Source organism: Stenotrophomonas sp. SORGH_AS_0282 (assembly GCF_030818125.1).
GTDB lineage: Bacteria > Pseudomonadota > Gammaproteobacteria > Xanthomonadales > Xanthomonadaceae > Stenotrophomonas > Stenotrophomonas rhizophila_A.
In genome coordinates, this window is the sequence record NZ_JAUTAB010000001.1 from 1,932,385 (window position 1) to 1,952,242 (window position 19,858).

Here is a 19,858-nt window from a genome sequence, read left to right on the forward strand (position 1 = left end):
TTATCCCTTCGCCTCCAGCAGCACGGCGGCGAGCGTGCGTTCGGCCAACTGCACCTTGAAGGCGTTCTGTGACGAGGGCGTCGCGCCTTTCAGCAGCGAGGCCATGACGGCAGCCGCACCCTGCGGCAACAGCGCGTCGGCTTCCGGCGTGCGCCAGGGCTTGTATGCCACCCCGCCCAGGGCGACCCGACCACTGCCGTCGCGCTGGACCACCGCGGCCACCGACACCAACGCAAACGCGTACGAGGCGCGATCGCGCACCTTGCGGTAGATGTGCGTCCCGCCAAGCGGAGCAGGCAGCACCGCGGCGGCGATCAATTCGCCCTTGTCGAGCACGGTTTCCACCTGCGGCGTGGTGCCGGGCGCGCGGTACAGGTCATTGAGCGGGATGCGCCGGCTGGAGCCGTCCGGGCGGATGGTTTCCACCACCGCGTCCAGCGCCATCATCGCCACCGCCATGTCGCTGGGATGGGTGGCGATGCAGGCCGGGCTGGCGCCAACCACCGCCAGCTGCCGGCTGACGCCGCCGATGGCGCCGCAGCCACTGCCCGGCAGGCGCTTGTTGCACGGCTGCGCGGTGTCGTAGAAATACGGGCAGCGGGTACGCTGCAGCAGGTTGCCGGCGGTGGTGGCCTTGTTGCGCAGCTGGCCGGAGGCGCCGGCGACCAGCGCGCGGGTGAGCAGGGCGTAGTCGCGACGGATGCGCGGGTCGGCCGCCAGGTCGGTGTTGCGTACCAATGCACCGACGCGCAGGCCGCCTTCGGCGGTGGCTTCGATGGTATCCAGCGACAACCCGTTGACGTCGATCAGGTGCGCGGGCGTTTCGATCTCCAGCTTCATCAGGTCCAGCAGGTTGGTGCCGCCGGCAATGAAGCGCGCGCCCTGGGTGCGGGCCGCCGCAGCGGCCGCTTCGGCCGGCGTAGTGGCACGCTCGTAAGTGAAGGCCCTCATGCGCGCGTTCCTCCGACGTCTTCGATCGCTTCGACGATGTTGGAATAGGCGCCGCAGCGGCAGATGTTGCCGCTCATGCGTTCGCGTATCTCATCGGCGCTGAGCGTGGCGCGGGCGCCGAGGTCATCGGTGACGTGGCTGGGAATGTTGTCGCGCACTTCCTGCAGCACCGCCACCGCCGAGCAGATGTGCCCGGGGGTGCAGTAGCCGCACTGGTAGCCATCGTGCTTGACGAACGCAGCCTGCATCGGGTGCAGTTTGTCCGGGGCGCCCAGGCCTTCGATGGTGGTGATCTTCGCGCCCGGATGCATCACCGCCAGGGTCAGGCAGGCATTGATGCGGCGGCCGTCCACCAGCACCGTGCAGGCACCGCATTGGCCGTGGTCGCAGCCTTTCTTGGTGCCGGTCAGGTGCAGGTGCTCGCGCAGTGCATCGAGCAGGGTGACGCGGGTGTCCAGCTGCAGCGTGCGCGGCTTGCCGTTGACCTCGAAGGCCACCTCGGCGGTCACCGGTGCGCGTGCGCCGGCGGTGTTTCCCTGGGCTTCTGCGACCACGGTGGGGATGACCATGCTGGTGGCCGAGCCGGCGCCGAGTTTCAGCACGTCGCGGCGGGAAAGGGAAAGCTGGGGGGGCGTGCTCATGGGGTGGCTCCTCGTTGGCTGCTGCAGCCTGGCTCACGGGATCGGTACGATGATGATGGTTCAGGGGTGGTCGGCATGCGGTGAAGCGCCATGTGAATGGGGGTTGCCGCCGTGCGAGCAGACCACCCACTCGCTGTCGCCTTCCACGTACAGCTCTTTCTTCCAGACCGGCAGCCGGTGCTTGATCGCATCGATGATGTAGCGGCATGCACCGAAGGCGGCGTCGCGGTGGGGCGAGGAAACGCCGACCCACACGGCCAGCTCGCCTACCGCCAGGCGTCCGCTGCGGTGGACCCCGATCGCATCGATATCGCCGAAGCGCTCGCGGGCTTCGGCCAGGATGGCCTCGCCCTCGCTCTGCGCCAGGGCGGCGTACACCTCGTATTCCAGGCCTTCCACATCGCGGCCGTCGTTGCGGTTGCGCACCCAGCCTTCGAACGCACAGAACGCGCCGTGCGCGGGATTCTGCAGGGCCGAACGCAGCGCCGGCACATCCAGCCCCACCGCGCTTACCGAGAATCCGCTCATCCGCCGTTGACCGGTGGGATGAACACCACGGTGTCGCCGTCCTGCAGCGGGTGGTCCCATCCACAGAAGCGCTCGTTCACGGCCACCCTGAGCGTGGACGCCGGCAGGGTGAAGCCGTGCCGGGCCTGCAGCTGCGCGTAGAGCGTGCCCAGCGAGTCGGCGTCGGTCTCCACGCGTTCGGCACCCCTGTTGGCCTGTTCGCGCAGTTGCGCGAAGTAATTGAGTTCGACCTGGGGCATCAGCTGGTTTCCAGTTGTTGGCGTGCCTGCAGCAGCTCGCCGGGGGTGTTGACGTTGTCCAGGGCACTGCCAGGCGAAGGCAGCGCGTGGATCTGCAACTGCAGCAACGCTTTGCGCGGGCAGTAGTTCCCCGCGTCGAAGCGCTGGCGCAGCAGCGGCGCGGAGGAGGGTTCCCAGATCGCACAGAGCGGCTCGGGCAGGTCGTCGTGGCGGCTGACGAACGCCGTGGCGTCCTTCGCGGGTTGCCGTGCCGCCACCAGCGCGCGCAGCGTGCGCGCATCCAGCAGGGGCAGGTCGCAGGCGATCACCAGCCATGCATGACCGGGGAACGCCTGCTGCGCGGAGAGGATGCCGGCGACGGGACCCACGCTGTCGACGCTGTCCACCAGGGGGGGCAGGCTGCCGCGCAGCGTTTCGCCGCACTGGTCCGGGCGAAGCGAGACGAAGGCCTGCACCACCTCGACATGCCTGAGCAGGGCCCAGGCACGCAGCAGCTGGGGCTGTCCGGCGTAGTCGAGCAGTGCCTTGTCGGCCTGCATGCGGCGGCTGGCACCGCCGGTCAGCAGCAGGGCCGACAGCGGTGCGCTCATGACGGATACGCCAGGTCGGACTTGCCGCCGCGTTTGGACACCAGCCGCACCTGCTCGATCACGATGGCATGGGACAGCGCCTTGCACATGTCATACAGCGTGAGCGCGGCAATGCTGGCCCCGGTCAGGGCCTCCATCTCGACGCCGGTGGTGCCGTGGCAGGCGACCGTGCAGTCGATCACCGCGCTGTCGCCGTCCATGTCGATGGTGATATCGCAGCGCTGCAGGGCGAGCGGGTGGCACAGCGGAATCAATTGCGAGGTGACCTTGGCGCCCATCACCCCGGCAATGTGGGCCACGGTCAGCACCGCGCCCTTGGGCAGCACGAAGCCGGCCTCGCGCAGCTGGGTGGCGACCTCGCGCGGGAAGCGCACCCGGGCCTGGGCGTGTGCGACGCGGTCGGTGGCGGTCTTGCCGCCCACATCGACCATGCGCGGCCGTGCATCGGCGTCCAGGTGCGAGAGCAGGGCAGGGTTGGGTTCCATCATCCACCTATGTAGTGCATTTCGATGCGGCGTCCGGGCGTTGACGCCGGGCGGCCGCGCAGTTCGCTGTAACGGTCGTTGCGGGCCGACCACACCCCCGCCAGCACCGCGCGCAGGGCGGCGTCGTCCGCGCTGGCGCGCAGCAGGCCGCGCAGGTCGGTGCCACGGGTGGCGAACAGGCAGGTGTAGAGCTGACCTTCGGAGGAAAGGCGCGCCCGCGTGCAGTCGCCGCAGAAGGGCGTGGAGATGGACGAGATCAGGCCGATTTCACCGTCCCCATCAACGAAACGGTAGCGGGTGGCGACTTCGCCCGGATGGCGGGGCGGCAACGCCATCAGCGGCCAGCGGGCGTGGATGCGCGCGTGCAGTTCCTGCGAGCTGACCACGCTGTCCACTGACCAGGCGGTGCGGTTGCCCACGTCCATGAACTCGATGAAGCGCAGCACCACGCTGCTGCCGCGGAAGCGTTCGACCAGCGCCAGCGCGCCGGCGTCGTTGAGCCCGCGCTGCAGCACGGCGTTGATCTTGACCCCGTCACGGAAGCCAGCGGCGCAGGCCGCGTCGATCCCGCGCAGCACGGCGTCCACGTCGCCATGCCCGCCGCTGATCTGGCGGAACAGCGCGGGATCCAGCGTGTCCAGGCTGACCGTGACCCGGTCCAGGCCCGCATCAGCCAATGCCTGCGATTGCCGGTCGAGCAGCACGCCGTTGGTGGTCAGGGCGATATCGTCGATGCCGTCGATGCGACGTAGGCGCCGGATCAGGTCGGGCAACTGCGGGCGAAGCAGCGGTTCGCCGCCGGTCAGGCGCAGCTTGCTCACGCCCAGCGAGGCGGCCTGGCGGCACACGCGCTCGATCTCATCAAAGCTCAGCCGCGCCGCCGGCGGCAGGAAGGCATAGTCCTCGCCATAGGTCGCCGCCGGCATGCAATAAGTGCAGCGGAAATTGCAGCGGTCCATGACCGAGATGCGCAGGTCGCGCAGGGGGCGGTTGCGGCGATCCAGGAGGGGTGCGTGGACGCTCATCTCACCACCGGTGCAGCCGCAATGGCTGGCCTGCTTGACCCGCGCTGCCGGCAGCCAGCTCCAGCACGCCGGCGGTGCCGGCCAACGCCGTGAAGTCACCGGAGTTGCGCGAGGCCACGGGCTCGGCCACCGCATTGCCGGCGCCATCGTCGCGCAGATGGACCGGAATGAACTGGGCCAGTGCAAAAGCGGGCAGGGCGGTGGCGAGGGACACCTGCTCCGGTGCAGCGGGCGCAGCGCCCATGCCCGCCAGCAGCGCCGGGCGCACGTAGCGGATCAGGCAGACCAGCGACGAAACCGGATTGCCGGGCAGCGCGAAGACCCGCTGTCCTTGCGGCCCCACGCCGAACCACATGGGCTTGCCCGGCCGTTGTGCGATGCCGTGGAAGTGGCAACGCACGCCCAGCGCCTCCAGCGTGTTGGGCAGGTAGTCGCGCTGTCCCATGGAAACGCCGCCGGACAGCACCAGCGTGGCGTGCGACGCCAGCAGCCGGCCCAGCGCCTCGGCAAGCAGGGCCGGATCGTCTGCGAGGTGGTGCAGGGAGGCGCGGCCGAGGCCGGCCGCCTGCAGCGCGGCCATCAAAGCCAGATCGTTGGAACGACGGATGCGTCCGGGCGGCAGCGCTGCGTCCACGTCCACCAGTTCATCGCCGGTAGCGACGATGGCCACCTTCGGCAACCGCGCCACGGTGACCCGGGCCACGCCGTTGGCCGCCAGCAGTGCCATCTGTGGGGGCCCTATGTGGATGCCCGGCGCCAGCACCGGCGTGCCGGCAGCGCAATCGCTGCCACGGCGGTGGATGAACTGGCCGGCGACCGGCACGGCGGTGGCGCGCAGCGCATAGCCGCCAGCGGTGCGCTCCAGCTGTTCGATCGGCACGATGCAGTCGCACCCCTCGGGCAGGACGGCGCCGGTGGAAACCTCGATGCAGCTGCCGGCGTCTTCCAGCACCTGGCCGTGCATGCCGGCCATCTGCGCTCCGGCAACCCGGAGCACGGCGGGCATCACCGGCTGCCAGCGCGTGGCCACGCCATCCATCATGACCCGGTCGAACGGCGGCTGCGCGCCTTCAGCTACCACCGGCTGTGCCAGCACGCGGCCGACCGCATCCGGCAGGGCGATCTGTTCCGTGACAACGTCGGGGGTGCTGGAACGAAGCACGGCATCGGCTTCCTCTACGCTGATCAACGGCCTCATCAGTGCGTGCGGGTGGCTTGGGATGGCCCAGTCTGGCGATTCCGGCGTGATCGCCATTTCACGTCAGCGCATCACCTTGTCCGGGGTGATCGGGGTGCTGCGGATGCGCTTGCCGGTGGCGTGGAAAATGGCATTGCTGATCGCGGCCGATACCCCCACCAGGCCGATTTCGCCCACGCCCTTTGCGCCCAGGCTGCTGACCACGCGGTCATCCTCCTCGACGAACAGCACGTCCACGTCGTGGATGTCGGCGTTGACCGACACGTGGTACTGGGCGAAATCCCGGTTCATGAAGCGGCCGAACCGATGGTCGGCCTCGGTGTGCTCGTGCAGGGCCGCGCCGATGCCCCAGACCACGCCGCCGATGATCTGGCTGCGTGCCGTGGTCGGGTTGAGGATGCGCCCGGCGGCAATGGCACTGACCACCCGCATCACCCGTACGGTGCCCAGGTCTTCGTCGACCCGCACTTCCACGAACACCGCACTGTGGGTGGCGCGGGTGAACTTCCGTTGTTCCAGCAGGTTGGGCAGCAGCAGGTAGCTGGCCTCGACGCTGGCGCGCTCAGCGCCGGCCAGCAGCGCGGTCAGCGGAACCGCGCTGGCGGGGTCGTCGCGCAGCGCCAGGGTGCCATCGCGGAACACCACATCCTCCAGGCGGGCGCGCGCGAACGCGGTTCCCGGCGCCAGCCGCGCCAGTGCCAGCAACCGGCGACGCAGTTTGGTGCAGGCGCCTTCCACCGCCGAGCCGACGGTGCTTACGTGTGACGAGCCCCCTTCGATGGGCGCCACCGGCAGCGTCGAATCGCCCAGCTGGAAACTCACCTGCTCCAGCGGCAGTCCCAGCGCCTCGGCGGCGATCATGCTCATCACGGTGTAGGTACCGGTGCCGATGTCGCTGGCGGCGCTGCTTACGACCAGCCGTCCGTCGGCATGCAGCACGGCGCGCGCGCGGGCGAACATCTGCATGGCATCCCATTGGCCGGTGGCCATGCCCCAGCCGACCCACTCATTGCCTTCGCGGCGCGAACGCGGCTGCTGCGGGCGGTCGGCCCAGCCGAAGCGGGCGGCGCCCTGCTCGTAGCATTCACGCAGCGCCTTGCTCGAATAGGGCTTGCCGTCGGCCGGGTTGACCTCGGCATAGTTCTTCAGGCGCAGTGCCAGCGGGTCCATGCCGAGGCCTGCAGCAAGCTCGTCCATCGCCACTTCCAGCGCATGCACGCCGTGTGCGGCACCGGGTGCGCGCATGTCGATCGGGGTGTACTGGTCCAGGTCCACCACTTTGTAGCCCAGGTGCACGTTGTCGCAGGTGTACAACTGGCCGCTCCAGTTCACCACCACTTCCACGTAATCCTCGATGCGCGAGGTTTCGCCCACGGCTTCGTGCCAGATCGAGTGCAGGGTGCCGTCGGCGTCCGCGCCCAGCTTCACCCGTTGCACGGTCTCGGCGCGGTGGCCGAAGGTGAACATCTGCTGCCGGGTCAGCACCACCCGCACCGATCTCTCCAGCGCCAGCGAGCCCATCACGGCCAGCGGCAGCTGATACTGCGGGCGCAGCCCCGCCCCGAAGGCGCCACCCACATACGGGTTGCGCACCGTCACTTTACGCTTGGGCAGGCCGAACACATGCGATACATACCACCGGCTGTTCTGCGACCCCTGGGTCTTGTCGTAGATGGTCAAGTGCCCGTCGTCGCCACGGATCACCGTGCTGGCGAAAAGCTCCATCGGGTTGTGGTGTTCCACGCCGTGGTAGAAATCGGCGGTGACCTGGAAGGGCGCCTGCGTGAATGCGTCGTCGGGCTGGCCCTTGTCCTTGGGCGGGGCCGAAAAGCCTGCCTTCAGCTTCTTCGGTGGGCGTGCCCGGGCCATGGCAGCCACCAGGTTGGTGTCATGCTCGTCGACCTCGTAGTGCACTTCGACGCGTTCGGCAGCCTCGCGGGCGGCTTCAAACGTCTCGGCCAGTACCAGCGCGACCGGCTGGCCGCTGTACAGCACGGTGGCGTCGTACAGGGGGCGGAACGGGCTGCCAGCGGGCGCGGTCATGTCCTTGTAGAACAGACCTGCGCTGCGCATCCGCGGGCGGTTGTCGTGGGTGAGAATGCGCAGCACGCCGGGGACCGCCTCGGCGGCATCCAGGCTGAAGCCCAGGATGCGCCCCTTCGCGATGGTGCTGTTGACCGCCACGCCGTAGACCAGGTCGGGTGCAGGCCACTCGGCGGCATAGCGCGCCTGGCCGGTGACCTTCGCACGCCCGTCGATGCGCGGCGTACCGGTGCCGGTCGGCACGTGTCCGGTGCCTGCCGGGGCCACCGGCGGATGGAGCGGGTTGGGAAGATTCATGCCGGCGTCTCCGGTTGGGGGCGCGAGCTGCCCTGGTTGTCGACGGTGCCGCGTGCGGCGGTTTCGAGCGCGCGGATCACCGTGCGCCGGGCCAGCGGGATCTTGAAGGCGTTCTGGCCCTGCGACACCGCGCCCTGCACAAGTGCCTCGGCGGCGGCAGCGAAGGCTTCGGCTCCAGGTCTTGCGCCTTCCAGTACCGCTTCGGCGGCAGCCACCCGCCACGGCTTGTGCGCCACGCTGCCCAGGGCCAGGCGCGCTGCGCGGATGGTGCCATCCGGCGCGATATCCAGTGCGGCCGCGACCGAGACCAGCGCGAAGGCGTAGGACAGGCGCTCGCGAACCTTCAGGTACGCGCTGTGGGCGGCAAAGCGCGCGGCCGGTGGCAGCTCGATGCGCAGGATCAGTTCATCGGCGGCGAGCGAGGTGTCGACGTCGGGCGTGTCCCCCGGCAGGCGATGGAAATCGGCGAACGGAATCTCGCGCTCGCCGCGCACGCTGGCTACGTGCACCACGGCGTCCAAGGCTGCCAGCGCCACGCACATGTCAGACGGATGGGTGGCGATGCAGTGCTCGCTCGCGCCCAGGATGGCGTGGTGGCGGGTCAACCCGCCGATGGCGGAGCACCCGCTGCCCGGCTCACGCTTGTTGCAGGGCGTGGCCCGGTCATAAAAGTACGTGCAGCGTGTGCGCTGCAGCAGGTTACCGCCGTTGCTGGCCATGTTGCGGATCTGCGGCGATGCCGCTGCAAGCATGGCGGCGGACAGCAACGGGTAGTCGCGCTCCACCAGCGGGTGCCAGGCGGTGTCGGCGTTACGCGCCGTCGCGCCCAAACGCAGGCCGCCGTCCTCGCGTGCTTCGATACGATCCAGCGGCAGCCGGTTCACGTCGACCAGTGCGCCGGGGGTGACCAGCTGCAGCTTCATCAGGTCCAGCAGGTTGGTGCCGCCTGCGATGGGCCGGGTATCGTTGCTTCCGATGGAGCCGGCCAGGGCCTGCAGGGCGTAGGCGATCGAATCGGGTCGCTGGTAGGTGGCGGGAATCATGCGGGCACCGTGCCCGGAACCCATTCAGAGGCCGGGGTTTTGGCCGCCATTGGTTGTTCGCTTTCCAGGACGGACATCACCGCGTCGGTGATCTGCGGGTAGGCGCCGCAGCGGCAGACGTTGCCGCTCATCAGCTCGCGCACCTGGTCGCGGTTGCACGCCTTGCCCTCGTTGATCAAGCCCTGCGCCGAGCAGATCTGCCCCGGCGTGCAGTACCCGCATTGCAGCGCGTCGCAGGAGATGAAGGCCTGCTGCAGCGGATGCAGGTCGTCGCCGTCGGCAAGGCCTTCGATGGTCTGTACCTGTGCGCCATCCTGCATCACCGCCAGGGTCAGGCAGCTGTTGATTCGCCGCCCATCCACCAGCACGGTGCACGCGCCACACTGCCCGTGGTCACAGCCCTTCTTGGTGCCGGTCAGCTGAAGGCGTTCACGCAGCAGGTCAAGCAGGCTTACCGAGGATTCGACCTGAAGCGTATGCGGCACCCCATTGATGGTCAGGCTGAGCGGGTACAGCACGCGCGGTCGGGGATCAGGACGCGGTGGGGAGGCGGCAAGCAGGGGGGCGACAGACTCGCTCATGGCAGTTCCGGCTGGGGGCGATGCGTCCCACCGTGCGCCATGCCGCGTCCAACGGGGGTGGAGGCGCAGTGCAGTACACGCGAAGATGCAATTGACGGCCCTCACGTAGATTTACTGAGCCATCCACTGGGCTGAACGATCGGCATTGGGCTGACAAGCGTTCTCAAGAGCACGTGCGTGCAGCAGGATCGAGCCGGATGGACACCATGGTGCGGGTCCTGTCGGGATTGAATCGAAGGTCGATCTGGTGGCGCTCGCACAGGCGATGGACAATCGACAGCCCAAGGCCGTAACCGCTGCTTGCCGCGCCTTTGCTGAAGGGCTGCAGGGCGTCCGCATCGATGCCGGCACCCGGGTTGGTGATCTGCAACCAGCCCGCTTCCACCGCAATGCTTACCTCTCCCTTCAGCGTGTGCGCGAAGGCATTGCCGATCAGGTTGGACAGGATGACACGAAGTGCGGTGGGCGGCAGGCAGGCCTTTGCATCGCCCGCCACGTCCAGCGCCAGGTGCACCGGGCGATCGCCAAGAAGGCCGGTCTGGTCCACGATCACCCGCTCGATCAGTGGCAGCAGGGTGATCGATTCCGCGGGTTCCTGCAGATGCTGTTCGCGGGCCAGCATCAGCAGCGCGCTGATGGTGTGTTCCAGTTGCAGCACCGATTGGTTCATGTGGCCGAGCTGCAGGTGAAGCGCGGGGTCCAGATCGGCACGGGCCTGCATGCGCTCGCACGCACTGCGGATGACAGCCAGCGGCGTGCGCAGTTCATGACTGGCATCCCGCGTGAACTCGCGTTCGCGGTCCACGAAGGCCTCGATGCGTACCAGCAGCCCCTGCAGCGTGCGGGCCAGTGCGCCGACTTCATCGTCGGGAAGGCTCTCGGCGAACCCGGTCGGCAGATGCGTGGGACTGGCTCCGGCGACCACGTCGGAAAGCCGTGACAGCGGCGCGGTCATCCGTCGAGCCAGCCATGCGCCCAGCAGCAGGGCGATCCCAAGCACGCCAAGGCTCGACCAGCCCAACCATTTCAGGATGCCACCCCGCATCGGCCGCACCACCAACTGCTGGCTGACCTCCGCCACCAGCCAGGCATCCGTTGGCTCCAGCCGCCGCAGATGGTAGTGGCGACCTAGGTCGCCGGCGAACTCCCGGCGCCAGGGTTCCTCAACCAACCGCGCGCCGAGCCCTTCAGGCAGGCTTGCAGCAGTCTCATGCACCGACATGCCCGGCAATGCCGGTCGCGCCCATCCACCCCGGCTGGCGTGATGATGCAGCTGCACCTTGGCTTCCTGCTCCAGAAGCCCATTGAACATCTCGTCCTCGACCAGATAGACGAACAGCACCACGTAGAACCCGTACAGCACCGCCACCAGCAGCGCGAAGCCGGAGAAGGCCAGCATCAGGCGGCGGCGCAGGCGACGACGCGGACGCGGTGCGGCGCTCACGTGTCCGCCTCCAGGCGGAAGCCCACGCCATGCACGGTCTTGAGCAGGGGCACCGGGAACGGTTTGTCGAGCACCTGCCGCAGGGTGTACAGGTGCGTGCGCAGCGGATCGGACTCGGGCGGGCTGGCGCCCCACAACCGCTCGACCAGCTCGCTTCGGGTCAGCGTCCGTGGCCATGCTTCGGCCAGGAGCAGCAGGAGCTGCAGGGCGGTGTGGTGGAGCACCAGTGTCTGCCCGTGTCGCTGCACCAGGTTGCTGCGCCGGTCAATGCTGAGGCTGCCAACCGTCAGCAGGTGCGGGGTGCCTGCGCGGTGGCGCTGCGACAGGGCCACACACCGCGCCACCAGTTCGGCGCCGGCAAACGGCTTGACCAGGTAGTCATCGGCACCGCTTCGGAACCCGGCCAGCTTGTCCTCCAACGCATCACGCGCGGTCAGCATCAACACCGGCACGTGCCGGTCGCTGCGCGCGCGCAGCTGCTCGCACACGCGCATGCCATCCAGGCCGGGAAGGCCCAGGTCCAGCACCAGCACATCGGGCGGCTCGGCCAGTGCCTCCTGCAGTCCGGAAAGGCCATCGGCGGCGAAGCGGCTGTCGATGCCCTGGCCGGCGAACAGCAGTTCGAGGTTGGCGCGCAGCACCGGGTTGTCCTCGATCACCAGTACGCGCAGGGCAGGGCAGGTTGTCATGTCAGCTGTCGATCCGTTTCAGCAGGTCACCAGCCTGTTGCATGCCGGGCGAGGCGTCCAGTACCTCCAGCACCAGTGTCCGTGCCCGGCTGCGGTCGCCCAACCGCAGGTGCGCCTCGGCGATGCCCAGTTTCAGCTGCGGCTCGGCCATGTAAGGCATGGCCAGCTCCATGGTCTGCAATGCAGGGCGCAGTGCCGCGAGGTCCACATTCGCCGCCTTCGCCTGGTAGAAGCCCAGCATGCCGATCAGCTCGACGTGGTAGGAAGCAGGATCCTGCTTCAGCGTGCGGGCCGCACCGGCCGCATCACCGCCGCGCAGGCGCTCGACCAGCGCCATGGAACGCTCGTCGCGCCCGGGCGTACGTGCCACCGGGGTCCGCCCCAGGCCGCGTACGAGCGCCTCGGCCACGCCGACGGTGGAGTAGGGGTTCTGGCCCGTGACCAGGCGCCCATCGACCACCACGTGCGGCATCATCAGCGGCGCTTCGCTCCACTCACCGCCGCGTTGGCGAAGCGCGTCCTCCAGCAGCCACGGGAATTCCTTCGCCCATTTCTTGCCGAACAGAGCTTCTTCCTCGTTGGTGAAGCCGGTGAGCTGCCGGCCCGCGACCAACGGGCTGCCGTCCGCAAGCCGCACCTCGGCCAGTGCGGCAGGCCCGTGGCACACCGCCGCGATCACCGCGCCGTTGGCCCATGCGGCACCGATCAACTGCTGCAGTGGCTGCGAGCGGGGCAGGTCGAACATGGCCCCTTTGCCGCCCACCACATAGACCGCGCGGTAATCGCTGGCACGCAGCCCGGCGATGGGCCGGGTGGCGGCAAGCTGCGCCATGGCAGCGCCATCGGCCAGCAGCTGTGCGTTGAACGGTTCGTCGGGATTGTATTTGTCGGGCTCGACCGGGCCACCTTGGGGGCTGGCCACCTCGACCGCCAGCCCGTTGGCCTTGAAGACCAGCCAGGCCTGCGAGAGCTCGTCGAATTCATACCCGGGCCGGGTCTTGCCGGCATCGCGGCCCTCGCCACTGAGGACGATCAGGACCTTGTCGGCCGCCAGTGCGGCGGGCGGGAACAGCAGGGCAGCGCCCAGCAGCAGGGCAGGAAGGAAGCGGTGCATGGCAACTCCAGATCGGATGGTGATCTGGAGCATGCACCGCGCCCTTCAAGCAGACTTCAAGTCACGGTTGTCGCGTCAGTTGGCGCTGTCGCCATGGCGCACGGCAAAGATGATCTCCTTGCGGTGCATCTCCGCCAGCTCCGAGCGGGCCACCACGATCTCGTCGTCCATATCCCACACGACCTCCTTGAGGTCGCCACGCAGCTCGCGCTTGGCCGACATTTCGTCATCCCAGGCGCTGCTGTCGGTGACCACGGTGACGGTGTCCGGCTCGACCTTGATGACCTTGAGCAGGCCGTAGGCCTTCTCGCCCGGCTGCTGGAACTCGGCAAACTCCGAAAGCACCGCTGCATACAGGTCACCGACCTTCGGGTCGTTCGTCTCAGCGGCCTTGTCGCCGCCACGGGCGCAGGCAGTGAGAAGGCTAAGCGAGGTGAGCAGCAGGGCAAGGAAGGCAAGCTTCTTCATGGCTATCCATAATCTGAAGGGTAGAAAGTGGCGGCATTCTACCTCACCCGCTGTTGCGCACGACCCGCTTGCGGTACTCGCGCACGTTGTCGCCACGGATCCGCGTTTCCTGCGTGCCCGTGATGGTATCCACCTGACGGTCCGAGCCGGTCACCGGCTTGGCCTCCACCGTGGTCTCACGCTCGAACGCATGCGACTTGTCGGTGTTGCGGTAGTACCGGTACAGGCCCCAGTACAAGGCGGTTGCGCTGGCGGGACCCGCCAGCAGCAACCAGAGACCACTGTCATCGCTCATGAGGCAGCTACCAGGAACCAGAGGGTGATGGCTTCAACGATGGTGCCGGTGGTGAGCGCGGCCAGCAGCAGTTTCCACTGCTGCACCGGCACGCTGCCCATGGTTTCACCGGTACGGCCGTTGACCGCGATGTAATGCAGCATGCCGCCGTTGCGGCCAGGCTGGTGGTACGAATACAGCCACACCGGCAGGTACATGGAGACCCAGCGCGAGCCGTGCAGGTCCACGCGTTCCTGCTCCCAGCGCACGCCGCGGTCGTAGCGGCGCACCGAACCTTCCACCTGCGCGCGGGCGATGGAGAGCAGCTGGTCTTCCAGCCGTGGCTTCATCTTTTCCACGTCCAGGTTGCGCTTCTCGGACGAGAAGCCCAGCAGGTACGAGGCGTTCCACTTCAGCGCATTCTTGGTGTCGAACGGCAGGATCGCATTGATGATGTTGTTGGTGTTGGCCTTGGTATCCAGGTTGCCGCGCTCGGCCGACGATTCCAGCGGCAGGTCATCCACGGTGAAGTCCACCGCACGGTCCACCTGGTATACATCGGCGTCGTAGTAGGTCTTCTTCTTGTCACCTTCGCCGCGGGTGTACTGGCGGGTCTTGATTTCACCCTTGCCGGACACGCTGGCGCTGACATTGCTGTCCACGATCATGTAGGGCATGTACACGCCCACCACGTTCTCGGGCGTGAACTGGTCCTTGAAGGCCTTCAGCGCGAACAGCCGGCGCTTGTCCACGAACTGGCGGATACGCGCCACTGCATCGTCTTTCGTGATGCGGAACGGCAGCACTGCATCGGGCACCGCACCGTTGGCGACCTGCTCATTGACCCCGAACACATGGCGGCACCAGTGGCAGCGCGCGGTCATGGTGGTTTCGGTGTTGATGGTCACTTCGGCGCCGCAGCCGGTGCACTTGAAGCTCATCAGGCTGGCGGTGCCGGCCTCGATGTCGCGCGCGCCTGACGCGATGATGGTGCCGCGCAGCTGGTCGAGGCCTTCGCCCAGCCCGAACTCCTGCTCGACCAGCGCGCCATGCCATTCGTTCCGGCAGAACTGGCAGACCAGTACATCGGTGCCCAGCTTCAGGCGCACATCGGTGGAGCCGCACTTGGGACAACGGTTCAGGCCATCCTTGAGCTCTTCGGCACTGGTATCGAGCGCGACCGGATCGGGCGCCTCGATCTCGGCGCGGATCGGGTCGGGCAGGGTGGCCGGGTCAAGCGGGAAGCTGCCCGGCAGCGGCGGCACGTCGCGCGGCGAGCCGGGGCCGGTCACGGCGTCCGGCAACGGCGGGGGGCCGCCGGGTAGCGGGGGCGGGGTTCGGGGGTCGGACATGGTTATCGTGTGTCCGCCTTACAGACCCAGTGCCTTGGCCTTGAGCGCGTTGTAGTCGTCCTGGGTGATCAGGCCGAGGTCCAGCATCTCCTTGGCCTTCTGCAGCTTGGCCACCGGGTCATCGGCTGCAGGGGCCGCCGGGGCGACCGGCTGCTGCATCGCGCCGGCGCCGAACATGCCGGTCGCCATGCCCACACCGACCAGGCCCGCCGCGCCGCCATTCTCACCGGCCGACTGGATGCCCTGGGCCACGCTGGCCTGCAGGTTGGAATTGCCACGCCCACCCGACAGCGCATCGGCGCGCTGCACCGTCTTGAGCAGTTCGCGGGTATTGGCGTCGTATTCAATGGAAGCGATGGCGGTCTTGACGATGGCCAGGCCACGGTCGGACTTCCACTGGTAGCCCTGCTCAACCGCCGCCGACAGGCTCTGGGCAAAGCCCAGCGAATCCTGCTGCAGCTTGGTGATGCGGTTGCCCTTGCTCGGGTCATTGGTATACAGGCTGAAAGCCGGCGCGAGCGAGCCCACCACTTCATTGAACAGCTGGCTGGCCGCCGCGTTGTCCAGGTCGGTGAAGTCGAACACCTTTCCCGGCTGCAGGTAGCTGGCCGGCACGAAATTCTTCACGAACAGGATCGGGTCGACGATCTTCAGCGTGTACGAGCCACGGGTGACCGCGCCGACCTGGGTGTTGAGGAAGCCGTCGTCCCAGTAGATTTCCGACTGGGTACCGAAGCGGTTGTCGGGCAGTTCCTTCAGCGAGACAAAGAACGCCGCCTGCTGGCCACCCGGCTGGCCGCCGAACTTGAAGCGCTCCCAGCTCTGCTTGATGAGCGGGGTGACGATGCCGTCGCCGGCGAAGATCGACTGCGAGTTGAGGTCATCCGACCGCCACTCATAGCCACCCGGTTCGGCGACGAAGCCGGTGATGGCCCCGTCCTGGAACAGCAGCAGGCCGTAGCCTTCCGGCACGACGATCTTGGAGCCGTTGGAGATGATGTTGGACGAGCCGCTGGTGTTGGACCCGCGCCCGGCGTTGGTGCCCTGGGGCACGGCGGCGAACAGCGCCGCGGTGGCCGGCAGGCCCGCCGGCACGGTGTAGAAGTCCTTCCACTGGTCGGCCAGCACGCCGCCTACTGCACCTTTCACTGCCTGGATGAGACCCATGACCCGCTCCCTGAAATCCAACGACGGGCGGGGTGCCCGTCACGATGGAGGGACTATAGCAGCGGGGCATGGTCCGGGGGATGGGCGTTTCCGGCAGGCGCGGCCTCAGGGGCTAAACCTTTTAGCGCAACGCTGGATGTCCCCACAAGGGGACGGCTCGGAGCTCGGTGAAACCATCGATGGTGGAGGCAGTTCAGACGAATCAATACGGCCCCATATCAAAGGAGGCTGCAGCGAAGAGTCGATCTGAATTCGGTCGATTTAAGGGCGACCTCATGGCAGAGTGGGAGCGCAACACCGGCCAGGTATGGCCAACCCATTCGCAGCCAGTAATCAGCAAATCCGGGGAAGTCAGCAGAAGAGTTGGTCAGCACTATGAAGCCCATCACGTCATAGAGCTTGGTTATGGAGGGCCGAATGAAGGGTGGAATACTCATCCGACGAGGTACCCTGATCAACATCAGGCGGCCATCGACAGGTCAGGGTCGCTTGGCAGAGATCTATTCGTAAGGTAAGGCGAGAATGACTGATTACGGGCGATTGAACGATATTCAAGGCATAGACGCTTTGTTGAAGAGGCTTGTCTCCGTTTCGAGCGAGAAGGCAGTATCGTTGCGGGAACAGCATCCCGGGTTGCCAGAAGACTATGTTGAGTTCCTTTTGCGTATCGGTGCCCGGGTTGTTGAAGTTGACACGGAAGACCCGACAGCAGTCGACGTGGCACCTGATTTCGCGACATTCATCGCGCAGAAGTTTAGTGAGATTGCGTCTTGGCAGTAAATTCAGGTGTCGGTTGGGTCTCGAACAGGTGGCGGTAACGCGCTTCGCTCTGCGCCAGTGCATCCACGGCGGAGCGTTGTTCCGTGACGTCCTGGATGACGCCGATCAAGCGTGCGCCGGTCGCGTCCTCAACGCGCTTTCCGACGATATGCAACCAGCTGCGTTCGCCAGCAGCGGTGATGGCGCGAAGCGTCAGGTCGATGGCCGAGCCATCGGGGACGCCTTCCTCCAAATGAACAGTAGGCGCAAGTCATAATGGTGAGGTGACAATGGCCGGTTCTATCGTGTTTGGAGAAGGTAATTCAGTAGGGTTGAGTACGTTTCAGTTCAATCGTATAGCCGATATCATTCGGGATGCATTTTTGCCGGGGGAGGAGGATCTTTGTGCGGAAGTCTTCAGCCCTTTTGACGAAGGCGCGATGAACTTTATTTCTGCAGTGCTACTGCCCGCTGATCAATACTTGATCTTCTGTAGTGTAATTGAGCGAGCTTATTCCGCGAGCAAGGAAAGTGGGCACGCATTGATTGGCGAGTTGTTTTGGGTAAGAATATTCAGTGCGATGGTGCGCGATCCGAGATATCCGAAGTAGCGGCCTTGGATGGGGTTTGATTCGGCGACGGAAGCCCACTCTCTGGCCGCGTGATGGACAGGATGGAGAATCAATAAGATGACTGACGTGGTCGTTCCTGCGTTCCAGACGTTTGAATCGGCGCTCGCTGAATTTATGAAGGATGGCTCTGTTTCTACGGTTCGTTGCGAGCGATGCGATGCGTTGATTGAGATCACTGCGCCGAATCAGTCCGCAATGTTCATGAGATGCAGTTGCGGTGCCTACAACGATACCTTGCGCGGACTTTGAGGTAATCCAAAGGGTGGCTAGGGGTTGCTGCCGACGCAATCCATGAACTGCGGGAATGGCCGTCAGCCGCTGCCCGGAAGGTCAGGCGCGCGGCGCTGGCGGGACTAAAAATGGCGTTGTCGCAGTGCTGAATGGCTTACGGCAAATCGCACTTCATCTTACCGTCGACGTAGTACGGCTTGGGCACGTTCGGGTTCTCGCTGGTCTTCTCGAAGACCACCTCAAAGGAGGCTGCATCCGGCGTGCCCTTGCGCTCTGTGCAGGCGTCCTGCAGCTTCTTCTTGACCGCGGCGATGCCTGCGTCGCGATTGGCGCCGTCGGCGCTGTTGGTCAGGTTGGCGACCTCCGCGAAGGCGAGGGAACTCATGCCCAGCAGGCATCCGGCAAGAACGGCAGCGTGCAGCTTCTTCATTGCGACTCCTTTGCAGTGTTCGATTGCTTCCCTCGATCAAGCCGAGCGGAACGATTGATGCGCCGGGCGTTGTTCCTGCAGCGCGCTGCTAGGATAAGCAAGGCAGGTTAAGGCTTCGTGGTCGGTACGGGACGGAAGGAGTGATACAGGATGCTTATCAAGGTGATGGCGTGGTTGCTGGTGCTGGCGGCGGCATTCTTCGCGATGGTTGGAGCCGCGCCGTTCGGTGGCGGCGTGTTCTTCCCGATCATCTCGTTGCCGGCGGCCGCGTTCTTTGCATGGCGCGGAACTGTGGTGGCGCCGCTGCTGGTCGTCGCCCTGGCGTGGATCGGCTTCCGTATCTCGGTCATCCCGCGCGAAGAGATATTTGATGGGTGGGTATTGCCTGCATGGCTGGCGCTGTGGGTTGCGGTCCTGGTTGTGGGGCTGCTTCACTCCGGTCGTTCGCGGCGGCGGCGCTCGTAAAGCTTCATGTCCGCGCGGTTGATGGTGTCGGCGACGGTTTCGGAGGGGCGGCTGATGGCGCAGCCGCCTGAGAAACGGACCGGTGCGAGGTGAGCGCGCGCCTGGTAGGTCTCTTCCAGTACCTGCAGCCGCTCCATCCTGGCGCCGGGTACAAACACCAGGAACTCATCGCCGCCCAGCCGTACCACCACCTCGTTTTCTTCCAGCGGGCTGGAAAGGAACGCCACGAACTCAACCAGTACCGAGTCGCCGTGCGCATGCCCCTGGGTGTCGTTGATTTCCTTGAAGTGGTCCAGGTCGAACACCAGGCAGCCCCACGCTTCCAGTTGCTGCTGTGCGAGTTCGGCCAGGTAACGCCGGTTGAACGAGCGGGTCAGCGGATCGCGGATCGCCATCTCCAGCAGCTGGCGCTCCTGCAGGTGCTGGGTGGTGATGTCCTGCGCGTGGCCCAGCACGTACGGCGGGTCAGCTTCGGTATCGAGCACGTTGTGATACGCCCAGTAGCGGCGTGAGCCATCGTCGGCCACCAGCTCCATCAGGCCGGAGTCGCTCTGGTTCTCCGCGACGCGCTGCAGGTAGTACTGGAGCTGATCCTGGCGTTCCAGCGGAATGATCTCTGCCAATGAACGCCCCAGCAGCTCGGCTTCGGGGCGGCCCAGTGACAGCGAGGCTGCAGGATTCACGGACGTGATCTCCCCGGACAGCGTGTGGGTGCAGATCAGGCCCAGGCTGTGCTGGAACAGGCGGCGGTAACGCGCTTCGCTCTGCGCCAGTGCATCCACGGCGGAGCGTTGTTCCGTGACGTCCTGGATGGCGCCGATCAAGCGTGCGCCGGTCGCGTCCTCAACGCGCTTTCCTACGATATGCAACCAGCTGCGTTCGCCAGCTGCGGTGATGGCGCGAAGCGTCAGGTCGATCGGCGAGCCATCGGCGGCACATGCGGCGATCGCGGCCTCCAACTGCGCTTGGCCCGGTTGCGGGTAGAAAGACAGGGCGGCACCCACATTCGGATCGAAGTCCTCGGGTACGCCATGGATCAAATGGGTCTCACGGGTCCAGGACAGCGTATTGGTGTCCAGCGCCAGCTCCCAGCCGCCCACCTTGGCCAGTGTATTGGTCTGCTCCAGGAAGGCTTGGCTTCTCAGCAACTCCTGGTGCAGGCGTGCACGTTCGGTCATGGGTTCCTCCGCAGCATCTGCCGCCATCGTAGGC

At 66.4% G+C, this 19,858-nt stretch carries 25 protein-coding genes; 4 read left to right on the forward strand and 21 right to left on the reverse strand.

The features are described 5' to 3' along the window. The 18 genes from QE395_RS08570 to QE395_RS08655 all read right to left on the reverse strand — a co-directional run bounded on the left by QE395_RS08570 (position 1) and on the right by QE395_RS08655 (position 16,129). The gene (locus tag QE395_RS08570) at positions 1-951 is read right to left on the reverse strand and encodes a xanthine dehydrogenase family protein subunit M (RefSeq protein WP_249832555.1); all 951 of its coding nucleotides are present in this window, start codon (positions 949-951) and stop codon (positions 1-3) included. Then, positions 948-1,592 (reverse strand): aldehyde dehydrogenase iron-sulfur subunit PaoA, encoded by a 645-nt coding sequence (paoA, locus tag QE395_RS08575; RefSeq protein ID WP_306988517.1) that lies wholly within the window; start codon positions 1,590-1,592, stop codon positions 948-950. The genes QE395_RS08570 and paoA overlap by 4 nt, the downstream gene beginning before the upstream one ends. A 60-nt stretch (positions 1,593-1,652) precedes the next feature. Next, entirely contained in the window at positions 1,653-2,120 is a 468-nt protein-coding gene (locus tag QE395_RS08580) for a molybdenum cofactor biosynthesis protein MoaE (protein WP_249832554.1), read from the reverse strand. After that, a complete protein-coding gene (locus tag QE395_RS08585; RefSeq protein ID WP_208856145.1) occupies positions 2,117-2,362 on the reverse strand; it encodes a MoaD/ThiS family protein in 246 nt (81 codons plus the stop codon). Before QE395_RS08585 ends, QE395_RS08580 begins: the two co-directional genes overlap by 4 nt. Next, on the reverse strand, positions 2,359-2,949 hold the full coding sequence (locus tag QE395_RS08590) for an NTP transferase domain-containing protein (protein ID WP_306988519.1): 591 nt from the start codon (positions 2,947-2,949) through the stop codon (positions 2,359-2,361). Before QE395_RS08590 ends, QE395_RS08585 begins: the two co-directional genes overlap by 4 nt. After that, complete coding sequence (gene moaC / locus QE395_RS08595) at positions 2,946-3,437, reverse strand: cyclic pyranopterin monophosphate synthase MoaC (RefSeq protein WP_249832552.1); 492 nt, start codon at positions 3,435-3,437, stop codon at positions 2,946-2,948. Before moaC ends, QE395_RS08590 begins: the two co-directional genes overlap by 4 nt. Next, positions 3,434-4,459, reverse strand: a complete 1,026-nt coding sequence (moaA, locus tag QE395_RS08600) for a GTP 3',8-cyclase MoaA (RefSeq protein WP_249832551.1) — start codon at positions 4,457-4,459, stop codon at positions 3,434-3,436. The genes moaC and moaA overlap by 4 nt, the downstream gene beginning before the upstream one ends. 1 nt (position 4,460) lies before the next feature. Next, positions 4,461-5,714: a molybdopterin molybdotransferase MoeA gene (locus QE395_RS08605; protein ID WP_306988522.1), complete on the reverse strand. Its 1,254-nt coding sequence runs from the start codon at positions 5,712-5,714 to the stop codon at positions 4,461-4,463. A 6-nt stretch (positions 5,715-5,720) separates the two neighbouring features. Continuing rightward, entirely contained in the window at positions 5,721-7,997 is a 2,277-nt protein-coding gene (locus tag QE395_RS08610) for a xanthine dehydrogenase family protein molybdopterin-binding subunit (RefSeq protein ID WP_306988524.1), read from the reverse strand. Further along, complete coding sequence (locus QE395_RS08615; protein ID WP_249832548.1) at positions 7,994-9,064, reverse strand: xanthine dehydrogenase family protein subunit M; 1,071 nt, start codon at positions 9,062-9,064, stop codon at positions 7,994-7,996. Before QE395_RS08615 ends, QE395_RS08610 begins: the two co-directional genes overlap by 4 nt. Next, the gene (locus QE395_RS08620; protein WP_306988527.1) at positions 9,037-9,621 is read right to left on the reverse strand and encodes a (2Fe-2S)-binding protein; all 585 of its coding nucleotides are present in this window, start codon (positions 9,619-9,621) and stop codon (positions 9,037-9,039) included. Before QE395_RS08620 ends, QE395_RS08615 begins: the two co-directional genes overlap by 28 nt. Before the next feature lie 163 nt (positions 9,622-9,784). Continuing rightward, entirely contained in the window at positions 9,785-11,065 is a 1,281-nt protein-coding gene (locus QE395_RS08625) for a HAMP domain-containing sensor histidine kinase (protein ID WP_249832547.1), read from the reverse strand. Beyond that, positions 11,062-11,736 carry a response regulator transcription factor gene (locus tag QE395_RS08630; protein ID WP_210132816.1) on the reverse strand — a complete coding sequence of 225 codons (675 nt, stop codon included), beginning with the start codon at positions 11,734-11,736 and terminating at the stop codon, positions 11,062-11,064. Before QE395_RS08630 ends, QE395_RS08625 begins: the two co-directional genes overlap by 4 nt. Positions 11,737-11,755: 19 nt before the next feature. Beyond that, complete coding sequence (locus tag QE395_RS08635) at positions 11,756-12,868, reverse strand: DJ-1/PfpI family protein (RefSeq protein WP_249832546.1); 1,113 nt, start codon at positions 12,866-12,868, stop codon at positions 11,756-11,758. A 75-nt stretch (positions 12,869-12,943) separates the two neighbouring features. Continuing rightward, complete coding sequence (locus QE395_RS08640) at positions 12,944-13,336, reverse strand: hypothetical protein (protein WP_068852234.1); 393 nt, start codon at positions 13,334-13,336, stop codon at positions 12,944-12,946. 43 nt (positions 13,337-13,379) lie between these two features. Then, positions 13,380-13,631 (reverse strand): hypothetical protein, encoded by a 252-nt coding sequence (locus QE395_RS08645; RefSeq protein WP_093535649.1) that lies wholly within the window; start codon positions 13,629-13,631, stop codon positions 13,380-13,382. After that, a complete protein-coding gene (locus QE395_RS08650) occupies positions 13,628-14,962 on the reverse strand; it encodes a TFIIB-type zinc ribbon-containing protein (protein ID WP_306988531.1) in 1,335 nt (444 codons plus the stop codon). Before QE395_RS08650 ends, QE395_RS08645 begins: the two co-directional genes overlap by 4 nt. A gap of 18 nt (positions 14,963-14,980) precedes the next feature. Further along, positions 14,981-16,129, reverse strand: a complete 1,149-nt coding sequence (locus QE395_RS08655) for an SPFH domain-containing protein (protein ID WP_306988533.1) — start codon at positions 16,127-16,129, stop codon at positions 14,981-14,983. Between the two features lie 522 nt (positions 16,130-16,651). On the opposite strand from QE395_RS08655, the gene QE395_RS08660 reads away from it, so the two are divergent. After that, on the forward strand, positions 16,652-16,909 hold the full coding sequence (locus tag QE395_RS08660) for a hypothetical protein (protein WP_068852228.1): 258 nt from the start codon (positions 16,652-16,654) through the stop codon (positions 16,907-16,909). Here the strand turns inward: QE395_RS08660 and QE395_RS08665 are convergent. Further along, entirely contained in the window at positions 16,884-17,141 is a 258-nt protein-coding gene (locus QE395_RS08665; RefSeq protein WP_249832543.1) for a hypothetical protein, read from the reverse strand. The genes QE395_RS08660 and QE395_RS08665 overlap by 26 nt on opposite strands. 37 nt (positions 17,142-17,178) lie before the next feature. Here QE395_RS08665 and QE395_RS08670 point away from each other — a divergent pair, with 37 nt between their 5' ends. Continuing rightward, positions 17,179-17,499: a hypothetical protein gene (locus tag QE395_RS08670; RefSeq protein ID WP_141236261.1), complete on the forward strand. Its 321-nt coding sequence runs from the start codon at positions 17,179-17,181 to the stop codon at positions 17,497-17,499. A 78-nt stretch (positions 17,500-17,577) separates the two neighbouring features. Next, complete coding sequence (locus tag QE395_RS08675) at positions 17,578-17,769, forward strand: hypothetical protein (RefSeq protein WP_141236262.1); 192 nt, start codon at positions 17,578-17,580, stop codon at positions 17,767-17,769. Between the two features lie 136 nt (positions 17,770-17,905). Here QE395_RS08675 and QE395_RS08680 read toward each other — a convergent pair whose 3' ends face one another. Beyond that, positions 17,906-18,181, reverse strand: a complete 276-nt coding sequence (locus tag QE395_RS08680; RefSeq protein ID WP_095363980.1) for a hypothetical protein — start codon at positions 18,179-18,181, stop codon at positions 17,906-17,908. Between the two features lie 150 nt (positions 18,182-18,331). Between QE395_RS08680 and QE395_RS08685 the strand changes: the two genes are divergently transcribed. After that, positions 18,332-18,646 (forward strand): hypothetical protein, encoded by a 315-nt coding sequence (locus QE395_RS08685; RefSeq protein WP_095363981.1) that lies wholly within the window; start codon positions 18,332-18,334, stop codon positions 18,644-18,646. Here the strand turns inward: QE395_RS08685 and QE395_RS08690 are convergent. After that, a complete protein-coding gene (locus tag QE395_RS08690; protein ID WP_249832542.1) occupies positions 18,613-19,824 on the reverse strand; it encodes a sensor domain-containing diguanylate cyclase in 1,212 nt (403 codons plus the stop codon). The genes QE395_RS08685 and QE395_RS08690 overlap by 34 nt on opposite strands. Positions 19,825-19,858 lie beyond the last annotated feature (34 nt).